At 45.9% G+C, this 17700-nt stretch carries 18 protein-coding genes; 5 read left to right on the top strand and 13 right to left on the bottom strand.

What is annotated here, in order from left to right:
* Positions 1–40: 40 nt before the first annotated feature.
* The 3 genes from BK127_RS20605 to BK127_RS20595 all read right to left on the bottom strand — a co-directional run bounded on the left by BK127_RS20605 (position 41) and on the right by BK127_RS20595 (position 3957).
* A complete protein-coding gene (locus BK127_RS20605) occupies positions 41–1270 on the bottom strand; it encodes an MFS transporter (protein ID WP_256711389.1) in 1230 nt (409 codons plus the stop codon).
* A 187-nt stretch (positions 1271–1457) separates the two neighbouring features.
* Positions 1458–2282, bottom strand: coding sequence for an eCIS core domain-containing protein (locus tag BK127_RS42475; RefSeq protein WP_083689435.1), 825 nt, complete (start codon positions 2280–2282; stop codon positions 1458–1460).
* Between the two features lie 88 nt (positions 2283–2370).
* Complete coding sequence (locus BK127_RS20595) at positions 2371–3957, bottom strand: bifunctional metallophosphatase/5'-nucleotidase (protein ID WP_483874384.1); 1587 nt, start codon at positions 3955–3957, stop codon at positions 2371–2373.
* A gap of 282 nt (positions 3958–4239) precedes the next feature.
* On the opposite strand from BK127_RS20595, the gene BK127_RS20590 reads away from it, so the two are divergent.
* Positions 4240–5232, top strand: coding sequence for a phosphate/phosphite/phosphonate ABC transporter substrate-binding protein (locus tag BK127_RS20590; protein ID WP_076233388.1), 993 nt, complete (start codon positions 4240–4242; stop codon positions 5230–5232).
* 74 nt (positions 5233–5306) lie between these two features.
* Here BK127_RS20590 and phnE (BK127_RS20585) read toward each other — a convergent pair whose 3' ends face one another.
* Genes phnE (BK127_RS20585) through phnC form a run of 3 tightly spaced genes read right to left on the bottom strand, consistent with a single transcriptional unit; the run spans position 5307 to position 7665 of the window.
* On the bottom strand, positions 5307–6104 hold the full coding sequence (phnE, locus tag BK127_RS20585; protein ID WP_076233387.1) for a phosphonate ABC transporter, permease protein PhnE: 798 nt from the start codon (positions 6102–6104) through the stop codon (positions 5307–5309).
* A complete protein-coding gene (phnE, locus tag BK127_RS20580) occupies positions 6101–6895 on the bottom strand; it encodes a phosphonate ABC transporter, permease protein PhnE (RefSeq protein WP_076233386.1) in 795 nt (264 codons plus the stop codon). The genes phnE (BK127_RS20585) and phnE (BK127_RS20580) overlap by 4 nt, the downstream gene beginning before the upstream one ends.
* On the bottom strand, positions 6895–7665 hold the full coding sequence (gene phnC / locus BK127_RS20575; RefSeq protein WP_076233385.1) for a phosphonate ABC transporter ATP-binding protein: 771 nt from the start codon (positions 7663–7665) through the stop codon (positions 6895–6897). Before phnC ends, phnE (BK127_RS20580) begins: the two co-directional genes overlap by 1 nt.
* Before the next feature lie 296 nt (positions 7666–7961).
* Between phnC and BK127_RS20570 the strand changes: the two genes are divergently transcribed.
* Together BK127_RS20570 and BK127_RS20565 are read left to right on the top strand one after the other, a co-directional pair.
* Complete coding sequence (locus BK127_RS20570; protein ID WP_076233384.1) at positions 7962–8912, top strand: aldo/keto reductase; 951 nt, start codon at positions 7962–7964, stop codon at positions 8910–8912.
* A gap of 88 nt (positions 8913–9000) precedes the next feature.
* On the top strand, positions 9001–9930 hold the full coding sequence (locus BK127_RS20565; protein WP_076233383.1) for an aldo/keto reductase: 930 nt from the start codon (positions 9001–9003) through the stop codon (positions 9928–9930).
* Positions 9931–10060: 130 nt separating this feature from the next.
* On the opposite strand, the gene BK127_RS20560 is transcribed toward BK127_RS20565, so the two are convergent.
* From BK127_RS20560 to BK127_RS20540, 5 genes are all read right to left on the bottom strand, one after another.
* Positions 10061–11032 (bottom strand): NAD-dependent epimerase/dehydratase family protein, encoded by a 972-nt coding sequence (locus BK127_RS20560; RefSeq protein WP_179097550.1) that lies wholly within the window; start codon positions 11030–11032, stop codon positions 10061–10063.
* Between the two features lie 111 nt (positions 11033–11143).
* Entirely contained in the window at positions 11144–11665 is a 522-nt protein-coding gene (locus tag BK127_RS20555) for a TetR/AcrR family transcriptional regulator (protein WP_076233381.1), read from the bottom strand.
* A gap of 284 nt (positions 11666–11949) precedes the next feature.
* The gene (locus BK127_RS20550; RefSeq protein ID WP_305954314.1) at positions 11950–12384 is read right to left on the bottom strand and encodes a chemotaxis protein CheW; all 435 of its coding nucleotides are present in this window, start codon (positions 12382–12384) and stop codon (positions 11950–11952) included.
* Positions 12385–12392: 8 nt separating this feature from the next.
* Positions 12393–13955: a methyl-accepting chemotaxis protein gene (locus tag BK127_RS20545; protein WP_144026517.1), complete on the bottom strand. Its 1563-nt coding sequence runs from the start codon at positions 13953–13955 to the stop codon at positions 12393–12395.
* Between the two features lie 30 nt (positions 13956–13985).
* Entirely contained in the window at positions 13986–14552 is a 567-nt protein-coding gene (locus BK127_RS20540; protein ID WP_076233433.1) for an HD-GYP domain-containing protein, read from the bottom strand.
* A 198-nt stretch (positions 14553–14750) separates the two neighbouring features.
* On the opposite strand from BK127_RS20540, the gene BK127_RS20535 reads away from it, so the two are divergent.
* The gene (locus BK127_RS20535; protein WP_076233378.1) at positions 14751–15701 is read left to right on the top strand and encodes a tyrosine-type recombinase/integrase; all 951 of its coding nucleotides are present in this window, start codon (positions 14751–14753) and stop codon (positions 15699–15701) included.
* A gap of 317 nt (positions 15702–16018) precedes the next feature.
* Here the strand turns inward: BK127_RS20535 and BK127_RS20530 are convergent, their stop codons facing one another.
* Entirely contained in the window at positions 16019–16816 is a 798-nt protein-coding gene (locus BK127_RS20530; protein ID WP_179097549.1) for a lipid II flippase Amj family protein, read from the bottom strand.
* Positions 16813–17172: an Hpt domain-containing protein gene (locus BK127_RS20525; RefSeq protein WP_076233377.1), complete on the bottom strand. Its 360-nt coding sequence runs from the start codon at positions 17170–17172 to the stop codon at positions 16813–16815. Before BK127_RS20525 ends, BK127_RS20530 begins: the two co-directional genes overlap by 4 nt.
* Before the next feature lie 41 nt (positions 17173–17213).
* Here BK127_RS20525 and BK127_RS20520 point away from each other — a divergent pair, with 41 nt between their 5' ends.
* Positions 17214–17588: a response regulator gene (locus BK127_RS20520; protein WP_076233376.1), complete on the top strand. Its 375-nt coding sequence runs from the start codon at positions 17214–17216 to the stop codon at positions 17586–17588.
* The last annotated feature ends 112 nt before the right edge of the window (positions 17589–17700 follow it).

The following is a 17700-nucleotide window of genomic DNA, read 5'->3' as shown; positions in this document are numbered from 1 at the left end:
CACTTTGATAATACATTAATGCGTTACTATAGTAAAGTATTTATTTTTCCGTTAATGATCGCAGTCGTCTGAGCGACGGGAATAAATACATCCATAAGCCGGCAACCGCTATAGTCCCAACGCCTCCAATGAATGCAGCTGGAACTGCTCCCATAAACCCGGCCAGCATACCTGACTCAAACTCACCAAGCTGATTGGACGTCCCAACAAAAAGCGAGTTCACGGCGTTCACTCGGCCCCGCATTTCATCTGGAGTTTGCAGCTGCACGAGAGAAGACCTAATCACGACACTAACCACATCCGAGGCTCCAATGAATACCAAAGCAACCAACGATATCAACAAGTTCGTGGAAAGGGCGAAGAGCATGGTCGCCAATCCAAACACAAAAAGCGCTCCGAACAATGTAGAGCCAAAGGCTTTTTTAAGTGGAAAATAGACCAACACAATCGACATCACTAATGCACCAACCGCTGGTGCAGTCCGCATAACTCCCAATGCCCAAGGACCAGCATGCAAAATATCCTGCGCAAATATCGGCATAAGCGCTGTAGCTCCGCCAAGCAGGACAGCAAAAAGATCAAGCGATATCGTTCCCAATATTATTGGACGGCGATAAATAAACACCATGCCCGAGAAGATAGAACTCATGGAGAGAGGCTCCAATTTTCGGGTAATCCGCTCCATTTGGATCAGGAAGGTGAGGATTCCAGCAACTAATAGCGCTATGGCTGCTGTGACGTAAACAAAAGCAGGACCCACAGAAAAAAGCAATCCACCAAGAGAAGGACCTAGGATCTGAGCCGTTTGACCGGCTGAGGTACTCCATGCGATGGCTTGCTGCAAGATAGCTTTGGGCACCAGCTGCGGTAATAGCGCCGAGGACGAGGGCCCTTCGAAAGCCCGACACGATCCGATAATCGCCGCAGCCACCAAAATCTGATCACGGCCAAGCCAGCCTGCTAGATTTCCAAGCAGCAGCAGAACAGCTATCGCGGCTTCGATGATCTGACATAAGAAGACGATCTTGCGACGGTCAAAGCGGTCTGCAACGTGCCCGACAACTAAGGTTAGCAGCACCATGGGTACAAACTGGGCCAGACCTACAAAACCAAGACTGAAAGCGTCATGAGTTAAATCATACATCTGCCATCCGATCGCGACGGAGAGCATTTGGAACGAGGTTGAAGATAAAGTTCGCGATATCCAAAATTTCGTGAAAGATGAATGCCTATGTATAGAATCCGGTGATTGAAGCAAAGTGAAGGTCACTTCCTTTTTACAGAATTACAAAATTACAAGATCACTGAATCAGAGCTGGGCTAGCCCGCTAGTCATGGATGACAAAAAACCTCTAAAACCAAAGGTCTTAGAGGCTCCGACACAGCCGAGCTGGTTCTATTGAGCAACAGCCATCAACAGGCTCGTCGGAATTGTAAACCCGTATAACAAGATCGCTTTACAGCTTTCGTCCAAAACTTTCATACGAAACCGTGATATTGGCATCGGCAATCGTTTTGGGGACAACATTGTTTTTCTTCAACAGCTTTTTGACCTGCGTATCATAGTTTACCTGGCCTCTGGGATGAGATTTGGTCGTAGCTACATGCTCCTCGCCATCGTATTGAAACTCCTGCTCAACGCCGCCTGCGTCTGTATAAGATCCGGTAATATTTTTTACATAGATTTCGGTCTGCTGGAGCTGTATGACACCGCCTTCGGTTTTCATCTGGATCGCTTGCTGGCCCATACGGTCTGCTTCCGATTCCAGAGCGGCATCGTCATTAATAGAAACTCCACTCTTCGCCTGCATGGTTGGATTTACACGTCCCTGCTTTTGCTGTACGACATGCCAGGCTTCATGGGGCAGATGCTTTTCCTGACCTGGACCCAGATGAATATCAGCGCCCTGTGCATAGGCCAATGCATTAAGCTCCTGCGGCTTCGAGGAATTATAATGAACCTTGACATCGTCCATTTCCATTCCTGATAAGCTTTCCACCCCTTGCTTAAGCTGATCCGGCATACCATTCTTTTCCTTCTCGGATTCCTTTTCCGGAGGATCCACCACACGTTGAATTGCAGCTCTCGATCGCATCAGCTGAGCAACCGCCTTGTTGCCTATCGTTTGTTGTAGCTGCATAACGTCTGCAGGCGATGCTGGCTCATGCATATGGTTCATGGAACTGTTGGGCTGCCGCCGCTCCTCCAGCTGCTGCTGCGGTAGTGTGAAAGAAGCAGCTCTCCCCGAATTCCGGCTTGCTTTTCTCATAAATGTCGGCATGTTTACCTCCCTTTAAGATCATACAATAACACTACTTATTCGAGTAACACCCACAAATTTCCTGCTCTTCCGAACCCTATCCACCAGCTTAATCCCAAATAACTTCCCAATTGCTATTTAATGCGGCTTCAATTGTTCCTTTTTCCATAATGTAGGAGGCCAGTAGCTCAGCCATATCCGTCGGAATGTCCTTTACAATGGGCTTGCCATGAAACATCGTATAGTTCCCGCCACCACCAGCCCTGTAATTGTTCATGACTACATCATAATGACCGTCCATGTCCAAAGGCTGCCCCTGATAGCCCAAGCTCTGCACACGCTCGCCTTCCGGCCGCGATATGTTGAGCTTATAAGTAATCCCTTCCCACATATCATAATTGTAATGCTGCGGCTTAGGCTCGCTAAAGGCTGTACTGACCTGCACCGGACCACCCTTATATTGGGCAAAATAGGCTGCAGAATGCTCCAGTGCATCCTTAATATCTTGTCCGCTCACTCTCAGTACCTGTAACGTATTCGGATATATATAGTTGGAAACAATGTCCCTCATCGTAATATTTGGCGGGAATCCCGGTGAAATATTATCGAACAGAGCCGTATTGGAAATCGAGGCTCCTGATATCTCCATCTGTACCCTGTTGATGAATTCGATAAGAGGATGCTCCTTTATACGGAGTGCCATGGGGTCAGTGACCCGCATATCACCGAGCAGCTTGCCGATAGGCTGATCCAGCCACTTTTGCGTTAAGGCTTCATTGGGTTGCAATAGCTCGACAATTTCTGCTTGCGGCTGAACGCCCGAAGGAGAGAGCAGCTCGGAGGTGGATTCCAGTATATGCCAACCGCTCTCTGTATGCTCCATGTGAAGTTGTACCTTCCCGAGAAACGCCCCCTGGCTGCCCGGCTGCATAATCGTGACTCCACCGAGACGTTTTCCTGCGATCGACCGATGCTGATGTCCGGTGAGCAGCACATCAATCCCCTTCACCTCTTGGCATAGCCTGTATCCTTGATTTTCCCCCGTTAATGGCTCTGTCGGTTCCCCCGTATCCAGATCACGCTCAAATCCGCCATGGTAAGACACGACGACGATGTCCGCCTTTTTCTCATTTCGTAAATAAGCTACCCACTTCTGTGCAGACTCGACAGCATCGTCGAATCGCAGACCCGCAATATGCTCGGCTTTTTCCCAGTTCGGGATGTAAGGGGTCGTCAAGCCAAGTACGGCTACAGTAGGTCCATTGTCGAATTCCTTAAGTATATAAGGCTGTCCGAAGTATGGCTCCCCACTCTCGTTATCAACAATATTCGCACTTAGCCATGGGAATTCTGATTCCTTTACCGCTTTATGTAATAGAGGCAGACCATAGTTGAACTCATGATTACCCATGACAGCAGCATCATAATGCAGTTTGTTTAAGCAGCTGATCATCGGGTTAGGAGCAGCGGCATCCAGACGGGCATGGTGATAAGCGAGGGGCGTGCCTTGAATCAAATCTCCGTTATCGATCACAAGGACTGCGTCCTGCAAGGCCCTTTCACTTTCAATTAATGTGGCAATTCGGGCAAAACCAATATCAGCAGACTTATTATTTGCGTATTGAATGGGCAGCATAAAGCCATGAAGATCGCTTGTTTGCAGGATGGTAACCGTCTGCTTTATCGATGTATTAATCAATGGGATGGCTCCTGTCAATTATGGAATGTTGTAGATACAGATTCTTCTACCTACTATAACAAACAATTCCAAGTTGCTTCAAGGCAATAGCACCACTCTACTTATGGCCAATTTCAACCCTATCATCATATGTAATATATAGACATTTTAATACGAGAATAACTGACGTGAATGTAACGTGTTAATCATAAATTCATAAATTATTTACTGCCCTATTGGATATATTATGCTATAGTAGAGGCAGCTTGTATTTTACAATTAACAGGAGGTCAAAAAGACATGTTTAAAAAATTTGCATCCTTAAGCCTGACGCTGGTTCTTACCGCGGGAATCGCAGCAGCTTGTGGACAGACAGCAGCACCGACACCAGCAGCACCTGCTCCTGCGACTCCAGCTCCGGCAGCAACACCTGCTCCTACTCCAGCACCGACAGCCAAAGGGTATGTACCTAAAGAATTAAACGTACAATTCGTACCTTCCCAAAGCGCTGAAACATTGGAAGCCAAAGCAAAGCCGCTTGAAAAGCTGCTTGGCGATAAGCTCGGTATTCCAGTAAAAGTAACGATCTCCACTAACTATAACACGATCATCGAAGCTATGGCTTCCAAAAAAGTAGATATCGGCTTCTTGCCTCCAACTGGCTACGTGTTGGCTCATGACGATAAAAAAGCGGCTGATTTATTGCTACAAGCCCAACGTTATGGCGTTAATGACGAAACCGGACAAGAAGACAAGTCCAAGCTTGTCGATTCCTACAAATCCATGATCATCGTTAAAAAAGATTCCCCAATCAAAACGATTGAAGATCTGAAAGGTAAGAAAATAGCATGGCAGGATGTAACATCATCCGCTGGTTATATTTATCCAGGTCTTGAGTTGAAGAAGAAAAACATCGACCCTGATAAAGACGTTAAAGGTATCGTCGTAAAAGGTCACGATAAAGGCGTTCTAGCTGTATTGAATGATGAAGTTGACGCAGCGGCTGTGTTCCAGGATGCTCGTTTGAATGTTGTTAAAGATATTCCGGACGTATTTGAAAAAACTCGCGTACTGTTCTTCACAGCTCCGATCCCTAATGATACAATCGCTGTTCGTACGGACATGAGCGATGAATGGCGCAAGAAAATTTCCGATGCTTTCATTGCTATCGGTAAAGACCCACAAGGTCAACAAATCATCTATGAAGTGTATTCCCACCGTGGCTACACAACATCTGATGACAGCAAATTCAATGTTGTTCGTGATGCTAACAAGCAAATGGGCGGCAAATAAGCATTTCAATCCTCAAGCAACAAAAAGACCGTATCCGCAGGAATTCCTGTGAGATACGGTCTTTTTGTTGTCCTTTAAATAATACGTTTACGAATGTAGCCTGAAATCAGATCAATGATCGTAACCATCACGATAACACCCAGTAAAATAATGCCGACACGAGACCAACTGCGAGCCTCCAGTGCAAATATAAGCGGAGTCCCGATACCCCCGGCCCCAATTACACCCAGGATGGCCGCAGAACGGATGTTGATTTCAAAGCGATATAAAGCGAACGAGAGGAAGTCTGGCATAACCTGCGGAATAACGGCAAACCATAACGTTTGCAGCTTGTTAGCACCACATGCAGTCAACGCCTCTGTGGGACCGTGGTCCAAATTTTCAATCGCTTCTGAGTACAGTTTACCGAGCATCCCGATCGAATGCACACCAAGTGCTAATGAACCCGCATAGGAACCGGGTCCAACGGCTTTAATAAAAATAATCGCCATGACAACTTCGGGAAATGTACGGATCGCACTCAGCATAAACTTGCCGCTGCTCGTAGCCCATCTTGCCTTCCCCTTCGCGCTAGCTGCCCAGAAAGCAAACGGTATACAAAGCACTGCCGAAATCACGGTACCCAGTACGGCTATCGCGGCGGTCTCAAGCAGCCCACGAAGTAAATCCTCACCCTCAGGTAAATAAACGAAATTCCAATCCGGATGCAGCAGACCCCTCAGTATTGCCATGGACACCTGGCCTGCTGTCGCTTTAATTCCGCTGAACTCCAGTCCGGAAAAACCCCATACAATTAATATAATTGTCACTAACCAAATTGCCCAGTAGCGAATGCGACGGCCAACACTTGCTTTCATCGTCTCTGGCTTCATAAGAGCTTCTCCCGTAACTTCGTACTCACATAATCAATGATCAACACGACCACAAATATCAGTAATATGATCGTTGAGGCTTGATCATATCTCAGACGATCCAAAGCGCGTTGTAACAGCAATCCGATACCACCGGCTCCTACAAACCCGAGAATGGTAGCAGCACGTACATTAACTTCAAACGTATAGAGTACAAATCCAGCAAACTGCGCGGTTACCTGAGGCAGCACACCGAAGCGAATCCACTGCAACTTATTCGCGCCAACCGCTGTCATGGCTTCCGGGGGCCCTGGATCAATAGACTCGATAGACTCATAAGTAAGCTTGGAGACAAGCCCAAACGAGAAAAAGGCAAGGGCTATCGTTCCCGCCAATGCGCCATATCCGACGATGGCCGCGAATACGCCCGCATACATCAGGTCAGGAATTGTGCGAACAAAATTCAAAATAAAGCGGGCAGCAGCGCTTAAAACCGGTACACGGGTCACATTGCGAGCCGCCAGGAAAGAAATCGGAATCGCAATTAATGAACCGACAACCGTACCGACAATTGCCATGCGAATCGTTTCCAGCATCGGTTCCCAGCCCGTGGCAAAATAACTCCAATTGGGCGGATACATTTCGACGAACAGCTTGCCCATTTCCGGAATACCTTCTATAAGCTCGGGTATCGAAACATCGGTCTTATACGCACTGGCACCCAGGAGTATAAGAATCATAATAATGGAGAGATTCCTTTTTAATGATGATGGCTTCTGTAAAGCAGCGTTTTTACCTTTGGATGGCGACATCAGGCGTCTCCCCCCAGCAGCTCATCCTTCTTAATTTCGCGACCATATATTTCGGAGAATCGCTCGTCCGTTGCTTCGGATACCGGACCATCAAAAACGACAGAGCCCGCACGCAAGCCAATAATACGAGTCGCATATTCTCTGGCAAGATCAATAAAGTGAAGGTTGACAATCGTCGTGATCCCCAGATCCTGATTGATTCGTTTTAAATCATCCATAACTTGACGAGTTGTTAACGGATCCAATGAAGCTACAGGCTCATCAGCTAATATAATCTTCGCCTCCTGCGCCAACGCGCGGGCAATTGAGACACGCTGCTGCTGGCCACCGGACAGTTCATCGGCACGAGCGTATGCTTTTTCCCGAATATTCACCCGTTCCAATGCTTTTAAAGACAGTTCAATATCCGCCTGCGGGAACAATCCCAGCATCGTCCGCAGCGTAGAATGGTAGCCTACACGACCCGACAACACGTTCCGTAATACGGAGACACGCTTCACCAAATTAAAGCTTTGAAAGATCATTCCAATGCCTCGTCGCATGCGCCGAAGCTGTGCACCGCGTGCTGCGGTAATCGAATTTCCATCGATCAATATCTGACCATCGGTTATTTCATGAAGGCGATTCACGGAACGCAGGAGCGTTGACTTGCCCGCCCCCGACAAGCCTACTATAACAACGAATTCTCCCGGCTGAATAGTTAAATTAATGTTATTCAAGCCGACGGTGCCATTGTTATACACTTTGGAAACATTTTGAAATTGGATCATGGGCTCTCCGTTTCTCCTCTCAAGATCAAACAAGCTAATTCGTAATGATTCGACATCAAATACACTTTTCCTCTTCTCATTGCATGATCTACATAAAACCTTTATACAACCCATAATTTTATCAGATTTTGCCCATTTCCGATATGATAATTTGTACCAATTTCATGTAACCCCTGTTAACCTGAAATGACCTCAGATAACCTAAAGGTAACTAGCTGATGTCAAGCACAGTTCTTCCTAAATCAAATTGCTTTATTTATAATGAATATAAGTCTAATCGAAGGAGAGATTTAACTATGAAATATCGCAAGCTTGGAAAGAATGGTCCGGAAATATCGGTTATCGGCTTTGGTTCCTGGGCAATCGGAGGAGCAGGCTGGGCTAGCGGGTGGGGCGATCAGGATGATCAGCTCTCTCACGACAGCGTTCGCGCGGCACTCGATGCAGGCGTTACCTTTTATGATACAGCAGCTGTGTATGGTCTTGGATATTCCGAAGAAATTATCGGTAAAGCGCTTAAAGGTGATCGGGACAAGGTCATACTTGCAACGAAGTGTGGTCTGGTATGGGATGAGCAAAAAAATGTTTCCAAGAATGGCACCTACGATTCCGTCATTCGTGAAGCTGAAGCCTCTCTCCAAAGACTCGGTACCGACTATATCGACTTGTACCAAATGCATTGGCCGGATACGGATACAAAAGCGCCTGCCGAGGAAACGATGCGGGCGATGGACAAGCTGATTCAAGACGGCAAAGTTCGTTATGCTGGAGTGAGCAACTACGATGTGCCATTATTGGAGCAATCGCTGGCTGTCCGGCATGTGGACTCACTACAGCCTCCATATTCAATCCTGAGGCCCAAGGCTGAGCAGGAGCTGTTACCTTTTTGTCAGGAAAAGGGGATTGGCGTTGTTGGGTACAGCTCGTTGACCTCTGGACTTCTGTCAGGCAACTATACGTACGATACCAAATTCGAAGCGAACGACTGGCGTTCACGCAATGCCGCTCATACGGGCGAGAATTTGAGAAAGAACGTGGACCGTGCAGAAAAATTGAAGCTGGTGGCTTCCCGGTATGATCTTACCCTTCCACAACTAGCCATCGCTTATGTACTGGCTCATCCGGCACTTACGAGCGCTATTGTAGGTGTACGCAAGCCAAGTCATATTGTAAGCGTTCTGCCGGCAGTTGATGTGGCTTTGGACGAAGCAACCTTGGCAGAAATACGCGCCATAGCGGCCGAATAGATGCATGACGAAGTGAATTTTCTACGAAAATTTAATGCTTATGCTTACGATGCTAGTTTTCTATGAAAACTCTAAGGAGGAATTTCTCATGAAATACAGACAATTAGGAAATACCGATATTCAGGTTTCCGAAGTGACTTTCGGGTGCTGGGAGCTGGGTGGAGGACAATGGGATAAGCAAAGCGATGAAGTCAATATTAGCGCGATTCAAAAAGCTTTTGAGCTGGGTATCCATACGTTTGATACGGCCGAAGGCTACGGACAAGGTCATTCCGAGGAAATCGTCGGACAGGCTCTTGAAGGCAAAAGAAAAGACTGCATTATTGCCACCAAGGTATCACCAAGTCATCTGAAGCCTGCAGATGTGCGCTCTTCAGCAGAGACCAGCCTTAAGCGCTTATGTGTTGATTATGTTGATATCTATTACATCCACTGGCCTAATAAGGATATCCCACTGGCAGATACGTTATCCGAATTGAACAAGCTTAAGGATGAAGGTCTGATTCGCGCTATCGGTGCATCCAACTTCTCCATCGACCTGCTCAAAGAAGCAAGCAACTACGCACGTATTGATGTCATTCAGCCCGAATATAGCTTGCTTCACCGCGGGATTGAGCCCGAGATTATCCCTTATTGTCAGGAAAACCATATTGGTATCATGAGCTACAGCTCAATTGCCAAAGGTATCCTGACCGGTGCTTTTCATAATGGCAAGGCCACAGTCAAGGAAACCGATTTCCGCAACAATAGAAGATTGTTTTTGCCGGAGCATTTGGAAAAGGAACAGCCTTTGATTGATCTGTTGAAGCAAATCGCCGAGACAAAGCAAGTGACCTTATCGGAAATTGCCATCAGTTGGCTGCTGCACCAGCCCGCATTAACTTCCGCTATCGTAGGCACACAGAATGAGAAGCATTTGGCAGAAAACACACGTGCTATCGACGTGACACTAACGGCCGATGAGCTGAAGCAGTTGGATCAAGTCAGTACACAAGTACTTTCAGGAATTGATGGATAGTTCAACTACAACAGTTAAAGTCCCGACACCCCCTTTGTGGTTGTCGGGGCTTTTTAATACCCAAAACTAATCCGGATTCCTGTTCAACTTCAGCGCGTTGAACATCACTTTTATTGTTCAATCAATAACTTCAAATATTTATTGCCTTTTTCCGTTCTTGTAAGGTATGAATAGTTGAGGCTATACCTTTCTCGAAGGTGGTCGCCGGAATCGGGCCGATCAGCCGCTCGTATTTCTCCCCGCTCAGAAGCAGCGGTTCCTCAGTTAAATACAGCATCTCCACTACCTCCTTCATGACGGGAACAAACACGCCGAGCAAGGACAGACCTATTCTTCCCAACGTTATGACAGGCTTGTTGGTTGTGCTCACCTTTTGGGCTATTCGAACAATTTCCTGGCCAGAGATGATACCGGATCCGGGAATATGCCAATTTTGGCCATAAGCAAAATCTTTACCGGCAAGCGCGACAATCATGACCGCCGCGTCCGGCAAATATACGAATTCGCGTGGAATGTGCTTGTTGCCGATATAAAACGCCATTTTGCCTGCCGCTATGGCTTCGAGTGTAGATCCAAGATAAGAAGCTTCATTGGCCGTTGGCCCGTAGTAATCGGGCAGCCGTACAATCATCACCTGCGCATGATCCCATCTATCGCTGAACAGCATCTGTTCAAACGCCAGCCGGACCTTGCCTTTCTTCGTGTGCGGCTGCTTCGGATGTTCCTCGGTTACTTTGTCCATCTGCCGTTTTCCGTATGGATAAATGCCATCTACGGCGACGACTTTTAGACTAAGCCGATTAGCAGCTTCCATAATCGCTTCACCAAGTGGAATCAATTTGCTGTGCATCTCGTTGTACGGTACGTTCGCGCAGTGAAATAAAACATCTACTTCTTTTGACGCGGCCGCAATGTCGTCGGACTGGAAAGCATCACCAACGGCCAGCGATAAATGAGCTGGATTGCCAAGACGTGCCGCCAATTGCTCCAGTTTAACCCGTGAACGTCCAAAAGCGATCGTATCAACACCCCGTTTGACCAGCTCTGCCGTCACAACCGCACCTGTTCCTCCTGTTGCACCTACCACGATTGCTTTTTTCATTTTCATCAGCCTCTTTTCTTTTTTGTTATTGATCAATTACTAACTTGATAACAATATACCAATTAGTTATTGATTAGTCAATAACTAATTTAAAGGAGCTGTATGACCAACTCACTCCTCCATCAATTCGGGCAAACCGACTGCCATTGAAATATTGCACAGCATTCCTCTTGCGAGAAAAATAAGCGTTCGCTCTTCCGGGTTATGAATTCCTGCACTGCGAAAAGCTTCCAGCACAATATGACGTACTTCCCGAAATCCACAACGCATTGACTCCCGAATCGCTTCCTCTTGAATTGTCAGCGCCTGCATTTGGAGAAGCGTCTCATTCTGATAAGATTTCATTATATCCTCATACGCTCCGCTCAGACTGGTTTCCAGCCGTTCTGGTGATGCAGAATCCACCACAAGTCGGAAGGAATCGATAATCCTCGTCCACGATACCTCCAGCGCGGCTAGCAGCAAAGCTTCCTTGGTCGCAAAAAAGCGAAAAATATAAGGCTGAGATATATTCGCCCGCTGTGCAACCTGCGCTGTAGTCGCCCGGTAATACCCGATTTCGGCAAATACTTCGATTGCAGCTGATATAATTTCCGTCTTGCGATTAACAGAGGTCGTATCATTTTTGACCACTTCAAACTCCACCCTTCATTCGTTAGTGATTAATCAATAGCTCTTTGAGTATAACTGAAATATAAGTATGATGCAATCCAAGAAGTAACGGAAGGTTACGATTAGCTCTGTATGGCCTCCACGAAGGTCCTCTCCGCACGGAAGGGCTCACTAGCGCGGAAAGGTCCTATGGGAGACACACCAAGTCTTACAGCCTCTGAAATTCACTACGGAATGCCCAGCATTGTAAGTCTTGATAAAATGGCTTATTCCGTAGCAGTATAACATGGACTAACCATGTGGAATTATTCCTGTAAAATATTTATAAGATTTAAAATGAATACCAGACCAGCTTCCGCATGACCAACTCCCGAAAAATAAGCCGTTTGTTTATCACCGGAATGATCAGGTGGCTCCTGAATGGCGGAGAAGGACGTCACCTGATTGACCCTGTCTACAATAATTCCGACCATGTCGCCCATAAAATTGACAACGACGATGCGGGTCAGCTTGGTGTTGTCCTCCTCCATGAGACCAAAACGAGCCCTCAAGCTGATGATAGAAATGATCTTGCCCCTCAAGTTAATAACACCTTTAATATATGATCTCGTATTAGGAATGCAAGTAATGGTTTGCATCTTGATGATCTCATGAATATCATCAATTCTTAAAGCATATTTTTCATGGCCGATCCCAACCTCGATATACTGATCCTGGTGGGTTGTTTTCAATACATTCACCTTCTTACCTACTTTATTTTAAACATTTCGACTGCTATATTCAGTTCCTCCGCCAGCATAGCCAATGATTGCGCTGCCGAGGCGGTTTCCTCACTGCTGGCTGCCGCCTCTTCAGTGGCCGCAGAAATACTTTCAATCGAAAGCAGAACCTCCGAGGTTTGCGCAGCCTGCTGCTCGCTGGCAGCGGCAATTTCCGATACTTTATTCGCTGAATCGTTGACCATGTATACGATACTTTCGAAGGACTCTCCGGTTTTTTGTGAGGACACTACACCTTGATTAACTGCCGAGATGCTTAACAAGGTATTTTTTTGCATGCCTTTAATGATTGCAGTTATTTGCTTAGTCGCTTCACTGCTGCGCTCCGCAAGCTTACGGACCTCGTCTGCCACAACGGCAAAACCTCTGCCCTGATCTCCTGCCCTTGCCGCTTCGATCGCTGCATTCAAGGCGAGCAGATTCGTTTGATCGGCAATATCATCAATAACTTCAATGATTTCACCAATCTTATTCGAATCTTCCTCCAGCCGCGCCATTTGTTCATTAGCCAAATTCATCCCTTCAATAGACGAACGCAGCACTTGGCCGCCTTCCTGAGCAAGGCCCATCGTATTATTCGATAATTCAGCTGCCTGCTCGGCTCCATTGGCTACAGAAGTAATCGCTACGGACAGCTCTCTGAACAGTTCATTGATCGTTTGCGCAGAGCTCGCCTGATTGGCACTTCCGCTGGCAATTTCCTCCGTGCTGGCCGAGATCTGCTGCGCGGCTGCTGAAAGATTTTGTGAGGATATGATTACAGTACTAATAATTGCAGTTATGCTGGCTGACATTTTATTAAATGCAATTGCCATATCACCGATTTCATCTCGGTTTTTGATAGAAAGCGAGTCGCCAGTCAGATCTCCATTCGCAATTCTTTCCGCGGACTTCGCCACTGCCATAATAGGCAGCGATATTTGACGGCTTATGTAAAAAGCAACACCGATTCCGGCGATAACGGCTAAGATACTTAATGTCAACAACCAGAACAGTGTGGAGCTGACCTTTTTGGAATTATCCTCATTACCTTTATCCAATATATCCTGCTGTAGTTGAATTAAATCTTTACCAACCTGGGTTATTTTATCAACGACAGGACCTGCCTGTGTTTCGGAAATTTTCAAAGCCTCGTCCAAGTTGTTTTGTTTCTTTAACTGAATAGACTGACTGCCGATCTGGTTATATTGTGATTCCAGCTGATCCAGCTGAGACAAATATTCTGCGCCCTTGGCCGTATCCAAAATTTTATTGAATTTGGCACTATTTTTTTTGAATTGCTCTTTAGCCGTTTCCCAATTCTGAATATACTTTTCATCGCCTATCAATAAATAACTGCGAATCATGATTTGTTCTTCTCTTACGGCTAGAAGCATGTCTTTGGTCAAACTTACTTTGTATGCACGGTTATCGATCAGATCCCCATAGGATTTATCAATTGTACTCATTTGATAATAACTAATGCTGGCGATTCCAGCCAAAAGGAGCAAAATTGCAAAGAAACCACTGTAAAGCTTTTTAGAAACTGTCATTTTCATCGTACAGTCACTCTCCCCGAGTTGTTATCTATCTATGGTCTGTATATTCGTCAATGCGATGTCAGGTAGACTCAACAGTTTATATACCAATTGCTTGTCGAATTGTTGATTACTTTGTATTAATAGCTCATCTTTGGCCTCTTTAAGGGACAGACGGTTGCGATAAGGACGGTCGGATAGCATGCAATCCAAGGAATCGATAATCGAGCACCACCTTGCCAGCAGCGGAATTTGTTCGCCTCTCAGTCCGTATGGATACCCGGTTCCGTTCCAGCGTTCATGATGATAAGCGATGATATCGATAATTTCCTGATCTATGGTTGCATACTCCTGTAGCATCTCCTTGCCCAGAGAGGGATGACTCTTCATCGTTTCCCATTCATCCGAATCGAGTCCAGTCGATTTGATCAAAACGTTCTGCGGTATCCCAATCTTGCCGATGTCATGCAAATAGCAGCCTGTAACCAGATGATCCGTCATGCGTTCATCAAAACCGAAACGGGAGGCGATATACTCGGCCAACTTTCCCACGCGTATGCTGTGCTCGTAGGTATTCAAATCCTTTTCCTTCAGATGCAATAATGATTTCATCACGAAATGCTCCTGCAATCGATGCTCCTCCCTTCGTATTAGCAAAAAAAGATAGAACCCTTCCAGAAAGAAGGAAATTCCATCTACAGATATCCTAAATTTACAAATAAATCATTTATTTGCATTTCTCCTTTCAGTTCAACATGCTAAACTAAAGTTCGCACAATTTGCGTTGTTCGCATAATAAGGAGGCACTATATGCGCCCACAAACGGTTTCACCGGTACTTGCAACTCTCGGGGAACACAATGAAACCTACACTGATGATCAAATCCTTAATATGTTTATAGCAGCATGTCATCGTTCCACATACACCATTAGAAATTACCGGATTGCTATTAACAAATTTCGGGCTTTCATTGGCAACAAGTCATTGCGAGATGTAACCTGGAGAGAAATCGAGGTGTATAAACTTGGGTTAATTCAAGGCTTTTTTAGTAAAAACAATAGTCCCCAAGCTCCCGCAACAGTTGCTGTTTATATAGCTCCTGTGCGCTCTCTTTATAAATGGGGTAGTGATCCGAACATCAACATTTTCACAAAAAATCCGACCACCTCTGTCCGCACCCCCAAAGTATCCGTTACCAGCAGAAATCATTATTTGACAAAAAACGAAGTCGTTTGCTTGATCCAACAGCTAAAACGGCAAGGATTGCGTAACTATATGATTGGATTAACGCTTGTTCTCCTCGGTCTGCGCGTGTCCGAATTAATTTCTATTGAAAGTGGACACTTTCATTCCGATCCAGAGGAGTCATCCATGTGGCTGACGGTTTACGGTAAGGGAGGCAAGGAGCGAGAAGTCAAGGTCCCACCCTTGCTGTGGAGACTGCTCGAACCCTATATTCAAGATTTGAAGCAAAATGAAGGTCAGCGGGATCAAAGAATTTTCCCGATAACCGTAAGAGCTGTTGAAAAAATGATCCAAAAAGCTCGTGAACAGTGGGGAGTGGACAAAAAGGTAACTCCCCATTGGCTTAGACATACCAATGCCACCCTGGCTCTTCTCCGCGGCGCTTCATTACAACAGGTTCAGGAGTCGCTCGGCCATACACACATCAATACAACTCAACGTTATCTGCACACCGTACAGCAAATCAAAAAAGCTGCCCCCGATTATGTCGAGGACAGCTTAAAAGACCATATTTAGGTATATATTCCTGCTTCTTTATAAAAATGATATTGTTATTTTGGTTATAATTAACTATACTACTAGTGACTATAACAAAATACAGTATCATTTTTTGTCGAAATTTTACGAACAACGCAAATTGTGCGAACTCCATTATATTCTGTAAACCTTTGATTTTATTTCCATTACTCGATGATCACACGTTACTTTCTCCTGCAATTTGTAATTCCTATCCCCCTTTCCTTTGAAGTTTTACTATTCATTACTTATCAGAATCCACTCGATTAATCAAGTTCCTTTTCTTCCCATACGATGCCCTAATAGAACCTATTGCATTACCAAAAAGGGACTACCGCCGTTATCAAATACGTGCCAGGTACCAATAAAACCTGGGCAAGCACCGTACCAAAAAAACGCGAAAACATCAGCAATCCATACATTTTATTAATTTGCGCCAAACTTTCGTTACCATTCATAGCCCTGTCCGTCATCAGTGCGACTTGAGGGTCGACCAGTATCGTCATTAGAATGGTGGCAACCCCATTGATCAAGCCGGACGATTGTGACGCCGTCACGCTGTATTCAGGTAATAAAAAGGAAGCATACAGTGCTGCCAAAACGCCAACCGTGTAGATTCCAGTTACCAGCATATTCAGAATAAGCAGCCGTTTGGGTACACCGCCGATTCGCAGTCTCGACAGCATCGCCCAGCTGGGCATTTGCACATGTCTTCGAACAACCTTAAGCTTGCGAATCGAAACCGATTCGCGAAGCAGCCTCGGGAGCGAACCCGTTTCCTCCAAACGGCTGATCAGACTGACGGACAGCCTGATCGCTGTCGGAATAAATACGATCGCAAACAAAGTGCCGAGTGAAGCGGCTGCGATAAAGATATGCAGTTGGGCCTCCAAGGAATATTCCGCGTGAAGCTTGGCATAATCTACGATTTTGCCCATCATGGGGGCTTGGGCCAAATTCGATGTTCTCGATACAAGCACAATCATCCCGGTTAGCGATAGAGCAACGGCCAGCTTCCCTGTTCTAACCCCAGCCAGACGTACGCCATAAGACAAGGTTTCCACAGCATGAATAATAAAAGTCAGGATCGATATGATCAACACTTTTTCAATCATAAAGCCTCCGCATGACCAAGCTCGCGCTGCAGCTCGATATGAAGCTGATCCAAGTATTGGCGCAGCTCTTGAATTACCTCTTCCGTCCAATCATTCTGATGCAGTATACTGTAAGAGTCGGCCGCTTCACTGAGCTGATGCACTTGATCGCAGCCCACGGTCTGAGCGACCCCTTTGAGTGTATGAACATATAGATACATATGCTCGCCGATCTGCTGGTTCGACAACTGCTGCCGATTCCACAGTACCATATCTGCTCTAAGTACGGCCTCACGTTCCAAGGCATCCTGTAAAAACATCCTGCGTGCTTTGACTATAATTGCCTGCATGCGTTGTTCTCTGCTAATATCAACCATATCGAATCATCCCTCCATATAATAAGGAAGTGACCCAAAGCATGAACAAACAAATTGCTCTCATCGACGATAGCTCCCCTTTTTGCTTGTTAGTCAGACAAATTTTCGAACATCGATATGATATAGATACCTTTTCAACAGCTAACGATTTTCTTGTGCTGATCTCTCGTATTGCTCATTATGATCTTATTCTACTTGATATAAATCTTCCCGGTATGAATGGTCTTGAGGCTTTAACAAAGTTAAAATCCACACCGGAAACGGCAGCTATCCCGATTCTCCTGCTGACTGGTGATGCACGACGAGACACCGTTGTACGCGGTATCAAGCTTGGTGCACAGGATTATATGTCCAAGCCCATTGATCCGCTTCTTCTGGAGGAACGGGTTATTGAGCTATTGGGAGACACGCTCTAGTACTTATATATGCATGTCCTTCTTCATACATACAGCCGAGCGCGTCAGCGAGAATATTAATTTCGCTGACGCGCTCGGCTATTGATGTTTTTTTGAAGTATGAGGTTGAGAC

The sequence above is a fragment of the Paenibacillus sp. FSL H7-0331 genome (assembly GCF_001956045.1).
Note: the sequence above shows the minus strand (reverse complement) of the source record. Positions and strands in the feature narration are given on the sequence as shown.

What these genes read in the sequence shown, in the direction of transcription:
- BK127_RS42475 (WP_083689435.1), bottom strand. Translation starts at nt 2,282, where the DNA reads ATGCCGACATTTATGAGAAAAGCAAGCCGGAATTCGGGGAGAGCTGCT.
- BK127_RS20590 (WP_076233388.1), top strand. Translation starts at nt 4,240, where the DNA reads ATGTTTAAAAAATTTGCATCCTTAAGCCTGACGCTGGTTCTTACCGCG.
- phnE (WP_076233387.1), bottom strand. Translation starts at nt 6,104, where the DNA reads ATGAAGCCAGAGACGATGAAAGCAAGTGTTGGCCGTCGCATTCGCTAC.
- phnE (WP_076233386.1), bottom strand. Translation starts at nt 6,895, where the DNA reads ATGTCGCCATCCAAAGGTAAAAACGCTGCTTTACAGAAGCCATCATCA.
- phnC (WP_076233385.1), bottom strand. Translation starts at nt 7,665, where the DNA reads ATGATCCAATTTCAAAATGTTTCCAAAGTGTATAACAATGGCACCGTC.
- BK127_RS20570 (WP_076233384.1), top strand. Translation starts at nt 7,962, where the DNA reads ATGAAATATCGCAAGCTTGGAAAGAATGGTCCGGAAATATCGGTTATC.
- BK127_RS20565 (WP_076233383.1), top strand. Translation starts at nt 9,001, where the DNA reads ATGAAATACAGACAATTAGGAAATACCGATATTCAGGTTTCCGAAGTG.
- BK127_RS20560 (WP_179097550.1), bottom strand. Translation starts at nt 11,032, where the DNA reads ATGAAAAAAGCAATCGTGGTAGGTGCAACAGGAGGAACAGGTGCGGTT.
- BK127_RS20545 (WP_144026517.1), bottom strand. Translation starts at nt 13,955, where the DNA reads ATGACAGTTTCTAAAAAGCTTTACAGTGGTTTCTTTGCAATTTTGCTC.
- BK127_RS20540 (WP_076233433.1), bottom strand. Translation starts at nt 14,552, where the DNA reads ATGAAATCATTATTGCATCTGAAGGAAAAGGATTTGAATACCTACGAG.
- BK127_RS20535 (WP_076233378.1), top strand. Translation starts at nt 14,751, where the DNA reads ATGCGCCCACAAACGGTTTCACCGGTACTTGCAACTCTCGGGGAACAC.
- BK127_RS20530 (WP_179097549.1), bottom strand. Translation starts at nt 16,816, where the DNA reads ATGATTGAAAAAGTGTTGATCATATCGATCCTGACTTTTATTATTCAT.
- BK127_RS20525 (WP_076233377.1), bottom strand. Translation starts at nt 17,172, where the DNA reads ATGGTTGATATTAGCAGAGAACAACGCATGCAGGCAATTATAGTCAAA.
- BK127_RS20520 (WP_076233376.1), top strand. Translation starts at nt 17,214, where the DNA reads ATGAACAAACAAATTGCTCTCATCGACGATAGCTCCCCTTTTTGCTTG.